Source organism: Streptomyces filamentosus (genome assembly GCF_014654895.1).
GTDB lineage: Bacteria > Actinomycetota > Actinomycetes > Streptomycetales > Streptomycetaceae > Streptomyces > Streptomyces filamentosus.
This window is the reverse complement of sequence record NZ_BNBE01000004.1, coordinates 1,148,286-1,160,909: the sequence shown is the minus strand read 5'-3', so window position 1 is coordinate 1,160,909 and position 12,624 is coordinate 1,148,286. Positions and strand designations below refer to the sequence as shown.

Below are 12,624 nucleotides of genomic sequence, written 5' to 3'. Positions count from 1 at the left end.
GCTCGGCCCGCTCCCGCCCGGCCTGCTACCCGGCGCCCGCGTCCTCCCCGTACAGCCGGGAGATCACGGCGAGCGCCTCGCGCAGGCCGGCGGGGCGCACCGTGCCGGGCGCGAGCGCCGGGCCGCGCCAGCCCGGGCCCGCGAGGACGACCAGGGGCGCGCTGCGCGCCCCCCGCACCCCGAACGCCGTCCGCGCGACGTGCAGGGCCAGGGCGTGGTTGGCGGTGGAGCGGGCCTGGGACCAGAGGGCGACGGCGACGGGCCCCGACCGCCGCACCGCCGCGTCCAGGGCTTCGGCGGGCACGGACGCGCCGAACATCCTGAGGGGCAGGCCGCGTTCGGCCAGGCCCGCGGCGAGCGCCTCCAGGGGCAGCGTGTGCTGTTCCGAGGGCACGCACGCCAGCACGACCGGAGGCGCCTGCGAGGTGGCCGCGGGCGCGGCGGCGGCCGTCCGCCGCAGCGCCGTGGAGACGTGCCAGGAGAGCAGGTGCTCCACCTCGACGTAACGGTCGTCCGACGACTCCCACTTCTTGCCCACCGCGTGCAGCGTCGGCGCCATGATCTCCTCCCAGGAGGTGACGAGGCCGTACTCCGCCAGCGCCGCCCGGAGCAGCTCCTCCACGGCGGGCGCGTCGAGCCGCATGGCGGCCCTCGCCAGCCCGCGGCACTCCTGCCGCACGTCTCCCAGCGGCAGGCCGCTGCCGGCCCCCGACCGCCGGGCCGCCGACGGGGGTTCCGGTCCGGCCCCCACGGAGGGGGCGTCCGGTGCGGCGGAGGCCGGGACGCCGGGGTTCACGGGGAGTGCGTCCGGCGAGGCGCGCACCCGCCGGACGGTCCGCGCCGCCTCGGCGGGCGGGACGCCGGACGCCGTGAGACGGCACATCTCCTCCAGCATCGCCACGTCGGCGGGGGTCCACCGCCGGTGCCGTCCGTCCCCGCGGTCGAGGGGGCCGATCCCGTACCGCCGGTCCCAGGAGCGCACGGTGGTCGGGGAGACGCCGAGGCGCCGGGCCACGGCGCCCGTGGTGATGCCGTGATCGCTGTCGTACATGAGTCACCACCGTGCGGTGCGGAAACGATGTGAGCAGGTGCGTTCGGAGCGGGGACGCGGGGACAGGGGCGCCACGCCGCGGCCATGCGAGGCGGCGGACCGTGTCGCCCGCCGGTCGTGCGGAGCCCCGGAAGACGCGCACCGGCGGTGGCGCCGCCCCCTCGCCGGCCGACCGCGGGCCGTCCGGGGGGCGCGGGAGCTCCGCGTCGCCCATGGGGACCTCCTCGCCCTCTGCCGCGGTTTTCCGACGGTTCTTCTCCCGCACGCCGGTCCGCGGATGCGACGGGGCCGCCCGGCGGGGCGGACGGGTGAACGCTCCGCTGCCGCGCGGTCCGGTGCATCCGGGCACTCTCACCGTGCGTAAAAGGCATTGAAGTACCGCAAAAGGTGCTTCCGTACATGTCCGTTCGTGCGGTGCCCGCCCCCGTGGGGCGGTGGACCGGGGCGACGGACGGAACCACGGACAGACAGGGAAACGACCGTGCGGCTCAAAGACGAACTTCCCGTGGACCACCACCTCGCCACCGTGTACCGCTGGGGCGCCGCGCTCTGCGGCTGCGTCCTGATCGTGTTCGGGTGCCTCGGCTTCGCCGACGCCCTCAGCCCCTTCGACACCTCCGGCGAGCGGATCGCCGGGATGACCACCAACACCGCGCTGAGCTGGATCTCGGTGCTGACCGGACTCCTCCTCCTGGCCGGCGCGGCCGTGGGCGGGAACACCGCCTCCACCGTGAACATGCTCGTGGGGGGCGCGTTCCTGCTCAGCGGCTTCTACCACCTGTTCGTGCTCGACCGGCCCGCCAACTTCCTCGACTTCGGCATGACCAACGTGATGTTCAGCTTCCTCATGGGGCTGCTGATCCTCACGTTCGGCATGTACGGGCGGGTGTCCAGCAAGCTGTCCCACGACAACCCCTACTGGCGCCGGCGCCACCCGCGCGAGGCCGCCGCGGAGTCGCTGGCGCGCCGCCGCCGCCTCGCCGCCGCGGCCCTCCCGTCCGGCGCCGCCCGCACCGAGACCCCGGCGCTTCCCGGCACCTCCGGTCCGGCGGCTCCCCAGGGCCCCCCGCGATGAACGCGGTCCTGGTCGTGGGAGCGACGGGGACGGTCGGCGGCCTCGCGGCCCGGGCGCTGCACCGGCAGGGCGCGGCGGTGGCCCTGGCGGGCCGGAACGCGGAGCGGCTCGCCGACCGGTCGCTCCTGCCGGACGACTGCCCCCGCCGCGCCTTCGACGCCTACGACCTCGACGGCTGCGAAACCCTCGCCCCGTGGGCCGCCCGCTCGCTCGGGTTCCTGGACCGCGTCGTCGTGGCCGTCGGAGTGGCGGGCTTCGGGCGGGCCGAGGACGTCGACGAGGCCGCCGCCGAGCACCTCATGACCGTGAACGCCCTCGCGCCCATGGCCGTGGTCAGGGGCGCCCTGCCCCTGCTGGGGGCCGGAGCCGCGGTCGCCGTCGTCACCGGCCGGGTCGTGGACGCGCCCCCGCAGGGCATGGCCGACTACGCGGCCGCCAAGACGGCCCTCGCCGCCTGGCTGGGCGTGGTCGGCAGGGAGCAGCGGTCCCGGGGCGTCCGGGTCGTCGACGTGCGCCTGCCCCACCTGGAGGGCGGGTTCGCCGCCCGGGCCGTGACCGGGTCGCCGCCAAAGCTCCCGCCCGGCGCCGACCCGGCGGCGGCCGTCGAACGGCATCTGCTCGCGCCCCTCGCCGGCGCCCCGGGGAGCCCGCACGGAGCGCTCCCCGGGACTCCGGGCGCTCCTCAGCTGTAGGGGCTGTCGGCGCCGGCGGCGGCGGGGTGGTCGGTGCGGGCGGGGCAGCAGTCGATGGGGCAGAGGTCGTGGGAGGGGCCGAGGGTGCCGAGGGCGCAGCGTCGGGTGGGGGTGCCGCGTTCGGTGGCGGCGCGTTCGAGGAGGAGGTCGCGGACGGCGGCGGCGAAGCGGGGGTCGGCGCCGACGGTGGCGGAGCGGCGGACGGGGAGGCCGAGTTCGGCGGCCTTGGCGGTGGCCTCGGTGTCGAGGTCGTAGAGGACTTCCATGTGGTCGGAGACGAAGCCGATGGGGACCATGACGGCGGCGGGTGCTCCGGTGGCGTGGAGTTCTTCCAGGTGGTCGCAGATGTCGGGTTCGAGCCACGGGATGTGGGGGGCGCCGCTGCGGGACTGGTAGACGAGTTTCCAGGGGTGGGCGGTGCCGGTCCTGTCGCGGACGGCGTCGGCGACGGTCCTGGCGGTGTCGAGGTGCTGTCTGACGTAGGCGCCGCCGGAGCCGTGGCCGGCGGCGGGGCCGGAGGAGTCGGCGGCGGAGTCGGGGATGGAGTGGGTGGTGAAGGCGAGGTGGGCGCCGGCGCGGACGGTGTCGTCGAGGTCGGCGAGGGAGGCGAGGACGCCTTCGACCACGGGTTCGACGAAGCCGGGGTGGTTGAAGTAGTGGCGGAGCTTGTCGACCCTGGGCAGCGGGAGGCCCTCGGCCTCCAGGGCGGCGAGTGCGTCGGCGAGGTTCTCGCGGTACTGGCGGCAGCCGGAGTAGGAGGCGTAGGCGCTGGTGGTGAGGACGGCGATGTGGCGGCGGCCGTCGTGGACCATCTTGCGGAGGGTGTCGGTGAGGTAGGGGGCCCAGTTCCGGTTGCCCCAGTAGACCGGCAGGTCGAGGCCCGCGGCGGTGAAGTCGGTCCGCAGGGCGTCGAGGAGCGCGCGGTTGTGGCCGTTGATCGGGGAGACGCCGCCGAAGAGGAAGTAGTGCTGTCCCACCTCCTTCAGCCGTTCCTTCGGGATGCCGCGGCCGCGCGTCACGTTCTCCAGGAACGGGACGACGTCGTCCGGGCCCTCCGGGCCGCCGAAGGAGAGCAGCAGCAGGGCGTCGTACGGGGCGGGATCGTGCTGATCGGACATCGGGAGTTCCTCGGGTGGGACGGAAGGTTCGCTACGGGTCCTTCCGCGATCGGCCCGGCAGGGATGCGGCGTGCCCCGTACGGGTGACGACGGAGGCGGAACGGCGCGCCCGGACGCGAGGAGGGCGCATCCGCCGGAGCGCCCCGCGCGGAAGGGATCCCACCAGCGACTCGAAGGAGCACCACGCCCATGCGCCGACGTCCGCCCGCCGCGGAGCGCCTCTCCGCCGTCCTGCTCACCACGGCCCTCGCCGCCCTGGCACTCGTCCCCACCGCCACGGCGGCCCCCGACGGCCCGGCCCGCGCCGCCGGAACCGTCGACCTCGCCCGCTACACCGGAACCTGGTGGCAACTCGCCGCCGTGCCCCAGCTGTTCGAGATCCAGTGCGCCAAGAACGTCAAGGCGGTCTACGGCACGACCGGTCGCGGCACGGTCGCGGTGGCCAACAGCTGCACGACCTGGCTGGGCACCCGGAGCGGGATCAACGGCGAGGCCCTGCCCCTCGACGCCACCAACGCCCGTCTCAACGTCTCCTTCCTCCCCGGCAAGGACGGCTACCGGCACGGCACCGAGGCCAACTACGTCGTCGTGGGCCTGGGACCCGCGTACGAGTGGGCCGTGGTGACCGACGAGGACCGCACCTCCGGCTTCGTCCTCTCCCGGACCCCGCGCCTCGACCCGGCGCGGACGGCCGACGTCCTGCGCGCGGTCCGGGGAGCCGGACTCGACCCCCGTGACTTCCGCACGACCCGCCAGGACGGCGGGGACCCCGACTGGCGCCTCGCACCCTGACGGGCCGGCCCGCAGGGCGGCGCGTTGGTCCCACTGGAGCACCGGAGGGTAGACCGCCCCGCCCGCGGGGCAGCCCTCACCACGGCGCGCCCCCGCGCGCCGCCCCTTCTTCCCCGACGACGAGAGGAGACAGGACCGGTGCGCCGCGACGTCGCCATCATCGGAGCGGGGGCGGCGGGACTGTCCCTCGCCTGGCGGCTCCTGTGCCCGCCGCGAGGAGCCGCCGCCCCCTCCGTCGTCCTCGTCGACGCGCCCCCGGGCCCGCTCCGGCCCCTCCCGCGCACCTGGTGCTACTGGGAGCGGGGGCCCGGGGAGTACGACGCCTGGCTCACGGCCTCCTGGCGCCGGGTACGGCTCCACGGGGCCGACGGGCGCCCGGTCCCGTGCGACCTGGGCGCACTGCGCTACAAGATGCTCACCTCCGAGTCGTTCGCCCGGGGCGTCGGGCCGCGGCTCGCCGGCCTGGACCGCGTCGAGGCCGTCGCGGAGGGGATCGCCGACGGACCCGGCGGCGCCACCGTCTCCTGCCGCACCGCCGACGGCCGCGAGCGGCGCGTCCACGCCCGCTGGGTCTTCGACACCCGCCCGCCCTCCCCCCTCCCGCCCGGCAGGGTCCGCCTGCTCCAGCACTTCAAGGGATGGTTCCTGCGTTCCGGACGCCCCGTCTTCGCCCCCGGCACCGTGGACCTCATGGACTTCCGCACCCCGCAGCCCCCGCAGGGGCTCTCCTTCGGCTACGTGCTGCCGCTGTCGCGGCACGAAGCCCTCGTCGAGTACACCGAGTTCAGCCGGGAGCCGCTGTCCGACGAGGCGTACGACCGGGCCCTGCGGCACTACGCCGGCTCCCTGCTCGGGACCGGCGGGTTCGAGGTGCGCGGCGTCGAGAGGGGCCGCATCCCGATGACGGACGGCCGGTACGAGCGCCGCGCCGGACGGAGCACCTTCCGCATCGGCGCCGCGGGGGGCGCGGTGCGGCCCTCCACCGGCTACGCCTTCGCGGCGATCCAGCGGCAGACGCGCGCCGTGGCGGCCCTCCTCCACGCCGGCCGCGAACCCCTGCCCCCGCCCGCCTACCCCGGGCGTTCGCTTCTCATGGACGCGGTCCTCCTGCGCGGCATCGACACCGGCAGGGTCTCCGGGCCCGAGTTCTTCACGCGGCTCTTCGAGGAGGTCCCTCCCGAACGGCTCCTGCGGTTCCTCGACGGGGAGACCCGGCCGTCCGAGGAGTTCCGCATCGGCCTGCGCACCCCCGTGCTCCCCATGCTCCGCGCCACCGCGGAACTGCCCTTCCTCGCCCGCCGGGCCTGAACCTCCCCCTTCGTCACGAGAGCGGACCCCGCCATGCGCCCCAGCCGGAACGGAACCCCCGCACGCGGCCGCGACCGCAGGGCGGTCGTCGTGCCCGCCCACGACGGACGCCCCAGAACACCGCCCGGCCACCGGCCGGCCTGCGCCGTCGTGGGCGGCGGGATCGCGGGGATCGCGGCCGCCACGATCCTCGCCGAGCGCGGCGTCGACGTCACCCTCTACGAACGGGAACCCACCCTGGGCGGGCGCCTCGCGGGGTGGGCGGACCGGCTGGGCGACGGCTCGGAGGTGACCATGAGCCGCGGTTTCCACGCCTTCTTCCGCCAGTACTACAACCTGCGCGGCCTGCTGCGCCGGGTCGACCCGGGCCTCGACCGGCTCACCGCCCTCCCGGACTACCCGCTGCTGCACGGCTCCGGCCTGTACGACAGCTTCGCCCGCGTGCCCCGCACGCCGCCGTGGAGCGCGCTCGGTTTCGTCGCCCTCAGCCCCAGCTTCGGGTGGGGCGACCTCGGCCGCATGGACGCCCGCGCCGCGCTGCCCCTGCTCGACGTCCGCGCCCCCGACGTCCACCGGCGCTTCGACGACATCAGCGCTCGCGACTTCCTCCACGGCATCGGCTTCCCCCCGGCGGCCCAGCACCTCGCGTTCGAGGTGTTCTCCCGCAGCTTCTTCGCCGACCCCGGCGAACTGTCCGCCGCCGAACTGGTGCTGATGTTCCACATCTACTTCCTCGGCTCCTCCGAGGGACTGCTCTTCGACGTGCCGGACGAGCCCTACCCGCAAGCCCTGTGGGACCCCCTCGGCGCCTACCTGCGCGGCCACGGCGTGCGCATCCTCACCGGGACCGGCGTCCGGGAAGTGGCACCGGCACCCGGCGGCGGGCACACCGTCCTCTCCGACGACGGACCCCGGCACGCCGACGCCGTCGTCCTCGCCACCGACACCGACGGCCTGCGCGCGATCGCCGGGGCGTCCCCCGGGCTGTGCGACGCGCCCTGGCGGGCCAGGATCGGCGCGCTCCGCACCGCGCCGCCCTTCCTCGTCTCCAGGCTCTGGCTCGACCGGCCCGTGGACCCCCGGCGGCCGGGTTTCCTCGGGACCAGCGGCTTCGGCCCCCTCGACAACATCAGCGTCCTCGACCGCTGGGAGGGCGAGGCCGCCCGCTGGGCCGCCCGCACCGGCGGGTCGGTGGTCGAACTGCACGCCTACGCCGTGGACCCCGCCGCCCGTGCCGGAGCGCTCTCCCGCGAACTGGTCGCGCAACTGCGCCGCGCCTGGCCCGAGACGAGGGCCGCCGCGATCCTCGACGAGCGGCACGAACTCCGCTCCGACTGCCCGCTCTTCGAGGTCGGGGGACACCGGAACCGCCCCACGGTCCACACCCCCGACCCCACCGTCACCGTCGCCGGGGACCTGGTCCGCACGGAGTACCCCGTGGCCCTCATGGAACGCGCCGCCACCACGGGCTTCCTCGCGGCCAACGCCCACCTGCGCAGATGGGGGCTCCGCGGCCAGACGCTCTGGACCGTGCCCATGGCCGGCCGCTCGGCCGTCCTCCGGTTCCTCGCCCGGGCGGCCGGGGACCCCGTGCCGGCCGGGTGAGGAACCGGGGCGCCGCGTCGGCGCCGCGCCCCGGGAACCCCCGCCCGGGAACGCCCTATCCCGGGAACCGCCCCGTGCTCCGCAACACCCAGCGGCGCTCCGCGTACGCCAGGTCGTCCCGCCACAGGCGCGCCGACGCCGACCGCATCGCGGGGCGCAGCAAGGGGGCCAGGGCACGGGCCGCCCCGAAGCCCCGCCGGTCCGATGACGCCACGACGGCCTCCACCACGGCGGTGCGCGGGCGGGCCGCTCCGGCGGGGGTCAGCGGAGTGGCGTGGGTCTCCACCACGGAACCCGCGCCCTCGCCCTCGGCGATGCGCATGGTGACGGTCCGGGGTTCCGGCGCGGTGAAGACCGCCGTCACCGGCACCACCACGCGGCCCGCCACCTTGAACGACACCCGGACCACCAGCGCGTCCTCCTCGTCGGTGACGCCGTCCGGCGGTGCGGAGAGGACCTCCAGGTCCACGAACGAGTAGGGGTGCAGCCACGAACCGTGCCACGGGTCGAGCCGGTTGGCGACGACGTCCTCGGCCTCGCAGGCGCCCACGCCGGTGTACACCGCCGCGACCGCCCCCGCGACGGGCGGCCTCGGCGGCACCACGGGCCGCTCCGTCGGCTCCTCGCCGCCGACCGCGTCGAGCCGCACCCAGACCAGCACCCCGTCGTCGTACGCGGGCCACGGCTCCCAGCCCGCGGTCGGCGAGCCGTCCAGGGCCAGACCGTGCCAGCGGCAGACGAGGGTGCCGCACCGGACCACGCCTTCTCCCAGGGCGGCCCCGAGGTGGGGGCAGGCGCCCGGTCCCGCACGCACCTCGCCGTCCGCGTCGCGCCAGAGCACCACCTCCGTGCCGGCGACGGTCCTGCCCGTCGGCCGGTCGGCGCGGACGTCCCCGCTCGCCCCCACGACGTACCAGTTCCCGGACGGCCTGGCCGTCGCCCGTGCCAGTCCGGCGGCGATCCCCGCCGGACGGGCCTGGCGCCAGGTCGCCCGCTGTTCCTCCCAGGGCACCGGATCGTGCCGGAAGCCCAGGGGCAGCCGGCGCCGGCCGTCCCGGCCCGCCGATCTCCTCACCGCGCGTCCCTCCTCGTCCCCTCGCTCCGTCCGGGGCCCCCGCTCCGCCCGAGGGCCTTCTCCGCCGGCCCTCCGCCGGGACCGCCCTCCGGGGCCGCGCGGCGCCCGCGGCGCGCGCCGCGCGCGGCCAGCGCCCTCGCGAGGACGGGCAGCGCGAGCGCCGCCCGCCGCCGCCGTCCGACCACCGCCCGCCGGTGCAGCACCGCGTACCCCTCCTCCTCGATCACCGCCAGGATCTCCCGGTACAGGACGAAGGCCGCGCGCACGCACGGCGCCGACGCCGGGTCGAGCAGGTCGATGCCGGGCTCCGCCTCGCGGTACACGTCCTGGGTGAGGTCCGCGGCGGCGCGCAGCGCGTCGGTGACGCGCGGGTCGCGGTGTCCGGTCAGCCTGCTCCACCGCAGCAGGTCCCGGTCCACGCCGGACGCGGCGAGGAGGTCGGCCGGCAGGTACACCCGGCCCCGGTCCAGGTCCTCCCCGACGTCGCGGAGGAAGTTCGTCAGCTGGAAGGCGACGCCGAGCGCGGCCGCGTACGGCTCGGCCTGCTCCCTCGGGACGACGGTGCCGAGGACCGGCACCATCTGCAGCCCGATGACGGCCGCCGAGCCGTGCATGTAACCACGCAGGTCGTCGTAGGTCGCGTACTCCCGCACGAAGAGGTCGCTGCGCATCGACCCGAGGAAGTCGTCGAAGTGCCGCGCCGGGATGCCGAGGCGGCCGCGGGCGTGCGCGGCGGCCGCCACGGCGGGATCGGCGGCGGGCTCGCCGCGCAGGGCCCCGTGCCACTCGGCCTCCAGGGCGTCGAGCGCGGCCGCCCGCTCCCGCGGCGTCGTGGCGGCGGTCTCGTCCACGATGTCGTCCGCGCGCCGCGCGAAACCGTACAGGGCGTGGACCGCGCTGCGGCGGTCCAGCGGCAGGAGGCGCGTGGCCAGGAAGTACGTCCTGCCGTGGCGCGCGTTGAGCCTGCGGCACTCCGCGTAGGCCGCCCGCAGCGCCGGGTCGCGCACCCCGGCGGCGTCGAGCTCCCGTGCCGTCACGAGCCCTCCCGGCGGCCGGCCGCGGCGGGCGCCGCGCGGCGGACGGCTCCCGGCGGGGCACCGGTGATCCGCCGGGCGGCCAGCTTGCCCGAGACGAGGACGGGGGGCACCCCGACGCCCGGCGTGGTCCCGCAGCCCGCGAGCACGACGTTCTCCGTGCCCCGGACCAGGTTCCGCGGACGGAACGGCCCCGTCTGGGCGAAGGTGTGCGAGAGGGAGAACGGGGTGCCCGCGCTGTGCCCCCTGGCGGCCCAGTCGGCCGGGGTCACCAGGCACTCCTCGTCGATCGACGCGCCGAATCCGTCCAGTCCGCGCCGCTCCAGCTCCGCGACGAGCGAGTCCCGGTAGGCCGGGGCGAGGTCGCCCCAGTGCGCCGCTCCCGGGCCGATCTCCGTGTTGGGGCAGGGCGCCAGGACGTAGTGGAGGTGCCGGCCGGGCGGCGCCAGCGCGGGGTCCGTGGCCGTCGGGCGGGTGACGAGGAGGGAGGGGTCGGTCATCAGCTCTCCCGTTCGGGTCAGTTCGTCGAAGGTGCGGGACCACGCGGACCCGAACAGAAGGGTGTGGTGCGCCAGTTCCGGCCAGGTGCGGTCGGTCCCCGCATGCAGGACCACCGCGCTGGGGGAGTGCCGCGCCCGGAGCGGACGCCGGGGCGCGCGCCCCAGGAGCCGGTACGCGAGGGGGAGTTCCGTGGTGAGCACGACCGCGTCGCACGGGATCCGTCCCCCCTCCGTCACGACCGCCGTCACCCGTTCCCCCGACCGTTCCAGGGCCGTCACCCGCTCCCCGAACCGCAGGTCGACGCCGGAACGGCGGGCCGCGTCCGCCATGGCGGCGGGCACGGCGTGCATGCCGCCGCGCGGGAAGAACACCCCGGCCACGGTGTCCATGTAGGCGATCACCGCGTAGGCGGCCAGCGCCCGCGACGGGGGGACGCCCGCGTAGAGGGCCTGGAACGAGAACACGCGCCGGAGACGCTCGTCCGACAGGAAGGACCCGATCGCCCGGTCGAGGCGCCCGAGTCCGCCGAGGGCCGCCAGCCGGACCAGGTCCGGGTGGAGCAGCTGCGCCGGCGAGTCGAAGTTCGCGTCGATGAAGCGGCGCTCCTGCACCGCGTACAGCCTGCCCAGCCAGGCGCGCATGCGGAGGTAGCCGTCGGCCTCGCGGGCCCCGGCGAACCGCTCCACCTCCGCGGCCATGGCGTCCGCCTCGGTGTGGACGTCGACGCGGCTCCCGTCCCAGAACGACGCCCGGTAGGCCGGGTGCAGCGGTACGAGTTCCACCCGGTCGTACAGCGAGTCCCCGACGGCCGCGAACGCCTCGTCCAGGAGGGCGGGCATCGTCAGGACGGTGGGCCCCGTGTCCACCCGGAAGCCGCCGAGGTCCAGCCGCCCGGCCCGCCCGCCCGGTGCGGGATCCCGTTCGACCAGCGTCACCTCCCGGCCGGCGCCCCGCAGGTGGAGCGCCGCCGACAGACCGGCGAAGCCGGCCCCCACGACCACCACGTGGTCCGTCCTGCCCCGGACCCGCCTCATCGGCCCGCTCCCGACGCGGCCACCGCGCGCACGGACGGCGCCCCGGAGAACCCGCCGCCCGCCGCCGTACCGGCGCGCGCCTCCGCGCCCCCGCCCCCGGCGTCGAGGAGGAGCCGCGTCACCTCCCCGGCCGGGCCCGGCACCAGCTCCGTCTGCCGGAGGGTCCGCACCGCCCGCGCGCACAGCCGGTCCGCGCGCCCGGCGACGTGGGCCCGGGCACCGCAGGACTCCAGCAGGTCGGCCACGCGGCACAGCTCCCGCTCCGTGGCGGAGGGGGAGCCGACCACGGAGTCCAGGAGGCGCAGCCCCTCGGCGTCCCCGGCGCGGACGCACAGCGTCCGCGCCACGGCCACGAGGTAGGTCGCCTTGCCCGTCCGCAGGTCCTCGAGGGCCGGTTTGCCGGTGCGCCGCGGATCGCCGAACACCCCCTGGAGGTCGTTCCGCAGCTGGAAGGCGATGCCGGCGCACAGCCCCGCCCGGCCCAGGCCCCGGAGCGTCCGCTCGCCGGCCCCCGCCAGGAGCGCTCCCAGCAGCAGCGGGTGCACGGCGGAGTACCGCGCCGTCTTCAGGACGGCCGTCCGCATCGCCCGTCCGGCCGAACGCGAGCCGGTGACCTGCGTCTGGAGGTCCAGGTACTGCCCGGCGACCATCTCGGTCCGCATCGCCCGCCACCGCGCGCCGAGACCGGCGGAGTGCGGGGTCGTCAGGAGCGCCTCCGCGAACGCGTCGTCCGCCCAGGCGAGGGCCAGGTCGCCCGCGAGGACCGCGCCGGAACCGCCGAAGCCCCCGAGCGGCCGGTCGGGGCCGTCCGCGCCGTACTGGCGGTCCAGCGCGACGTGCACGGAAGGACTCCCCCTGCGGAGCCGGGAGCCGTCCATCACGTCGTCGTGGATGAGGGCGCACGTCTGGACGAGCTCCACGGCGGCCGCCACCCGCAGGGCCGCCCCGGCCTCGTCGGCGCCGCCGCCGGCCGCGCGCAGGGACCACCACAGCAACTGCGACCTGCGGCGTCCGCCACCGGCCGCGAAGGCGGCCACCCGCCCGGCGATGTCCGCGGCGAAGGTCCCCTCCACGACCCGGGCCTCGGCTAGGCGCCGCCCGAGGAGGTCGTCGATCACGTGGTCCAGGGCCGCGGGCACGTCCCTGTCGATGGAACGGGGGTCGAGAATGCGCATGTGGGTTCCCTTGCTGCCGTGCGTCGGGCAGTGCGGTGCGTCTGCATGTTCCGTACCGCGGTCGCGCGCGGATGCAGCAGACACAGGGCCGACCGGGGGGTTCCCGCACGCAGGCGGGCGGTGGTCCCCGGCGCCGCGGCGCGTCCGCTGGCCGGGGCGGACCC

At 76.5% G+C, this 12,624-nt stretch carries 11 protein-coding genes; 5 read left to right on the top strand and 6 right to left on the bottom strand.

What is annotated here, in order from left to right:
- Positions 1-25: 25 nt before the first annotated feature.
- Complete coding sequence (locus tag IE326_RS39030) at positions 26-1,051, bottom strand: MerR family transcriptional regulator (protein ID WP_190044949.1); 1,026 nt, start codon at positions 1,049-1,051, stop codon at positions 26-28.
- Positions 1,052-1,532: 481 nt separating this feature from the next.
- Between IE326_RS39030 and IE326_RS39025 the strand changes: the two genes are divergently transcribed.
- Positions 1,533-2,126, top strand: a complete 594-nt coding sequence (locus IE326_RS39025; protein WP_150234798.1) for a DUF4383 domain-containing protein — start codon at positions 1,533-1,535, stop codon at positions 2,124-2,126.
- A complete protein-coding gene (locus IE326_RS39020) occupies positions 2,123-2,818 on the top strand; it encodes an SDR family NAD(P)-dependent oxidoreductase (RefSeq protein ID WP_190044948.1) in 696 nt (231 codons plus the stop codon). The genes IE326_RS39025 and IE326_RS39020 overlap by 4 nt, the downstream gene beginning before the upstream one ends.
- On the opposite strand, the gene IE326_RS39015 is transcribed toward IE326_RS39020, so the two are convergent.
- A complete protein-coding gene (locus IE326_RS39015; protein ID WP_190044947.1) occupies positions 2,809-3,936 on the bottom strand; it encodes a ferrochelatase in 1,128 nt (375 codons plus the stop codon). The genes IE326_RS39020 and IE326_RS39015 overlap by 10 nt on opposite strands.
- Before the next feature lie 189 nt (positions 3,937-4,125).
- On the opposite strand from IE326_RS39015, the gene IE326_RS39010 reads away from it, so the two are divergent.
- The 3 genes from IE326_RS39010 to IE326_RS39000 all read left to right on the top strand — a co-directional run bounded on the left by IE326_RS39010 (position 4,126) and on the right by IE326_RS39000 (position 7,641).
- Positions 4,126-4,728: a lipocalin family protein gene (locus IE326_RS39010; RefSeq protein WP_190044946.1), complete on the top strand. Its 603-nt coding sequence runs from the start codon at positions 4,126-4,128 to the stop codon at positions 4,726-4,728.
- A 138-nt stretch (positions 4,729-4,866) separates the two neighbouring features.
- Positions 4,867-6,036, top strand: a complete 1,170-nt coding sequence (locus IE326_RS39005; RefSeq protein ID WP_190044945.1) for a lycopene cyclase family protein — start codon at positions 4,867-4,869, stop codon at positions 6,034-6,036.
- 33 nt (positions 6,037-6,069) lie between these two features.
- Positions 6,070-7,641 carry an FAD-dependent oxidoreductase gene (locus tag IE326_RS39000; protein WP_150234787.1) on the top strand — a complete coding sequence of 524 codons (1,572 nt, stop codon included), beginning with the start codon at positions 6,070-6,072 and terminating at the stop codon, positions 7,639-7,641.
- Positions 7,642-7,696: 55 nt separating this feature from the next.
- Here IE326_RS39000 and IE326_RS38995 read toward each other — a convergent pair whose 3' ends face one another.
- The 4 genes from IE326_RS38995 to IE326_RS38980 are packed head-to-tail and all read right to left on the bottom strand — an operon-like array spanning position 7,697 to position 12,460.
- The gene (locus IE326_RS38995; RefSeq protein WP_190044944.1) at positions 7,697-8,716 is read right to left on the bottom strand and encodes a Rieske (2Fe-2S) protein; all 1,020 of its coding nucleotides are present in this window, start codon (positions 8,714-8,716) and stop codon (positions 7,697-7,699) included.
- Positions 8,713-9,753, bottom strand: coding sequence for a phytoene/squalene synthase family protein (locus IE326_RS38990; RefSeq protein WP_190044943.1), 1,041 nt, complete (start codon positions 9,751-9,753; stop codon positions 8,713-8,715). Before IE326_RS38990 ends, IE326_RS38995 begins: the two co-directional genes overlap by 4 nt.
- Positions 9,750-11,285 carry a phytoene desaturase family protein gene (crtI, locus tag IE326_RS38985; RefSeq protein WP_190044942.1) on the bottom strand — a complete coding sequence of 512 codons (1,536 nt, stop codon included), beginning with the start codon at positions 11,283-11,285 and terminating at the stop codon, positions 9,750-9,752. The genes IE326_RS38990 and crtI overlap by 4 nt, the downstream gene beginning before the upstream one ends.
- Positions 11,282-12,460, bottom strand: coding sequence for a polyprenyl synthetase family protein (locus tag IE326_RS38980; RefSeq protein ID WP_190044941.1), 1,179 nt, complete (start codon positions 12,458-12,460; stop codon positions 11,282-11,284). Before IE326_RS38980 ends, crtI begins: the two co-directional genes overlap by 4 nt.
- Positions 12,461-12,624 lie beyond the last annotated feature (164 nt).

Excerpts from the sequence above, each read along its gene's own strand:
- IE326_RS39010 (WP_190044946.1), top strand. The coding sequence starts at position 4,126 with ATGCGCCGACGTCCGCCCGCCGCGGAGCGCCTCTCCGCCGTCCTGCTC.
- IE326_RS39015 (WP_190044947.1), bottom strand. The coding sequence starts at position 3,936 with ATGTCCGATCAGCACGATCCCGCCCCGTACGACGCCCTGCTGCTGCTC.
- IE326_RS39000 (WP_150234787.1), top strand. The coding sequence starts at position 6,070 with ATGCGCCCCAGCCGGAACGGAACCCCCGCACGCGGCCGCGACCGCAGG.
- IE326_RS38980 (WP_190044941.1), bottom strand. The coding sequence starts at position 12,460 with ATGCGCATTCTCGACCCCCGTTCCATCGACAGGGACGTGCCCGCGGCC.
- IE326_RS39020 (WP_190044948.1), top strand. The coding sequence starts at position 2,123 with ATGAACGCGGTCCTGGTCGTGGGAGCGACGGGGACGGTCGGCGGCCTC.
- crtI (WP_190044942.1), bottom strand. The coding sequence starts at position 11,285 with ATGAGGCGGGTCCGGGGCAGGACGGACCACGTGGTGGTCGTGGGGGCC.
- IE326_RS39030 (WP_190044949.1), bottom strand. The coding sequence starts at position 1,051 with ATGTACGACAGCGATCACGGCATCACCACGGGCGCCGTGGCCCGGCGC.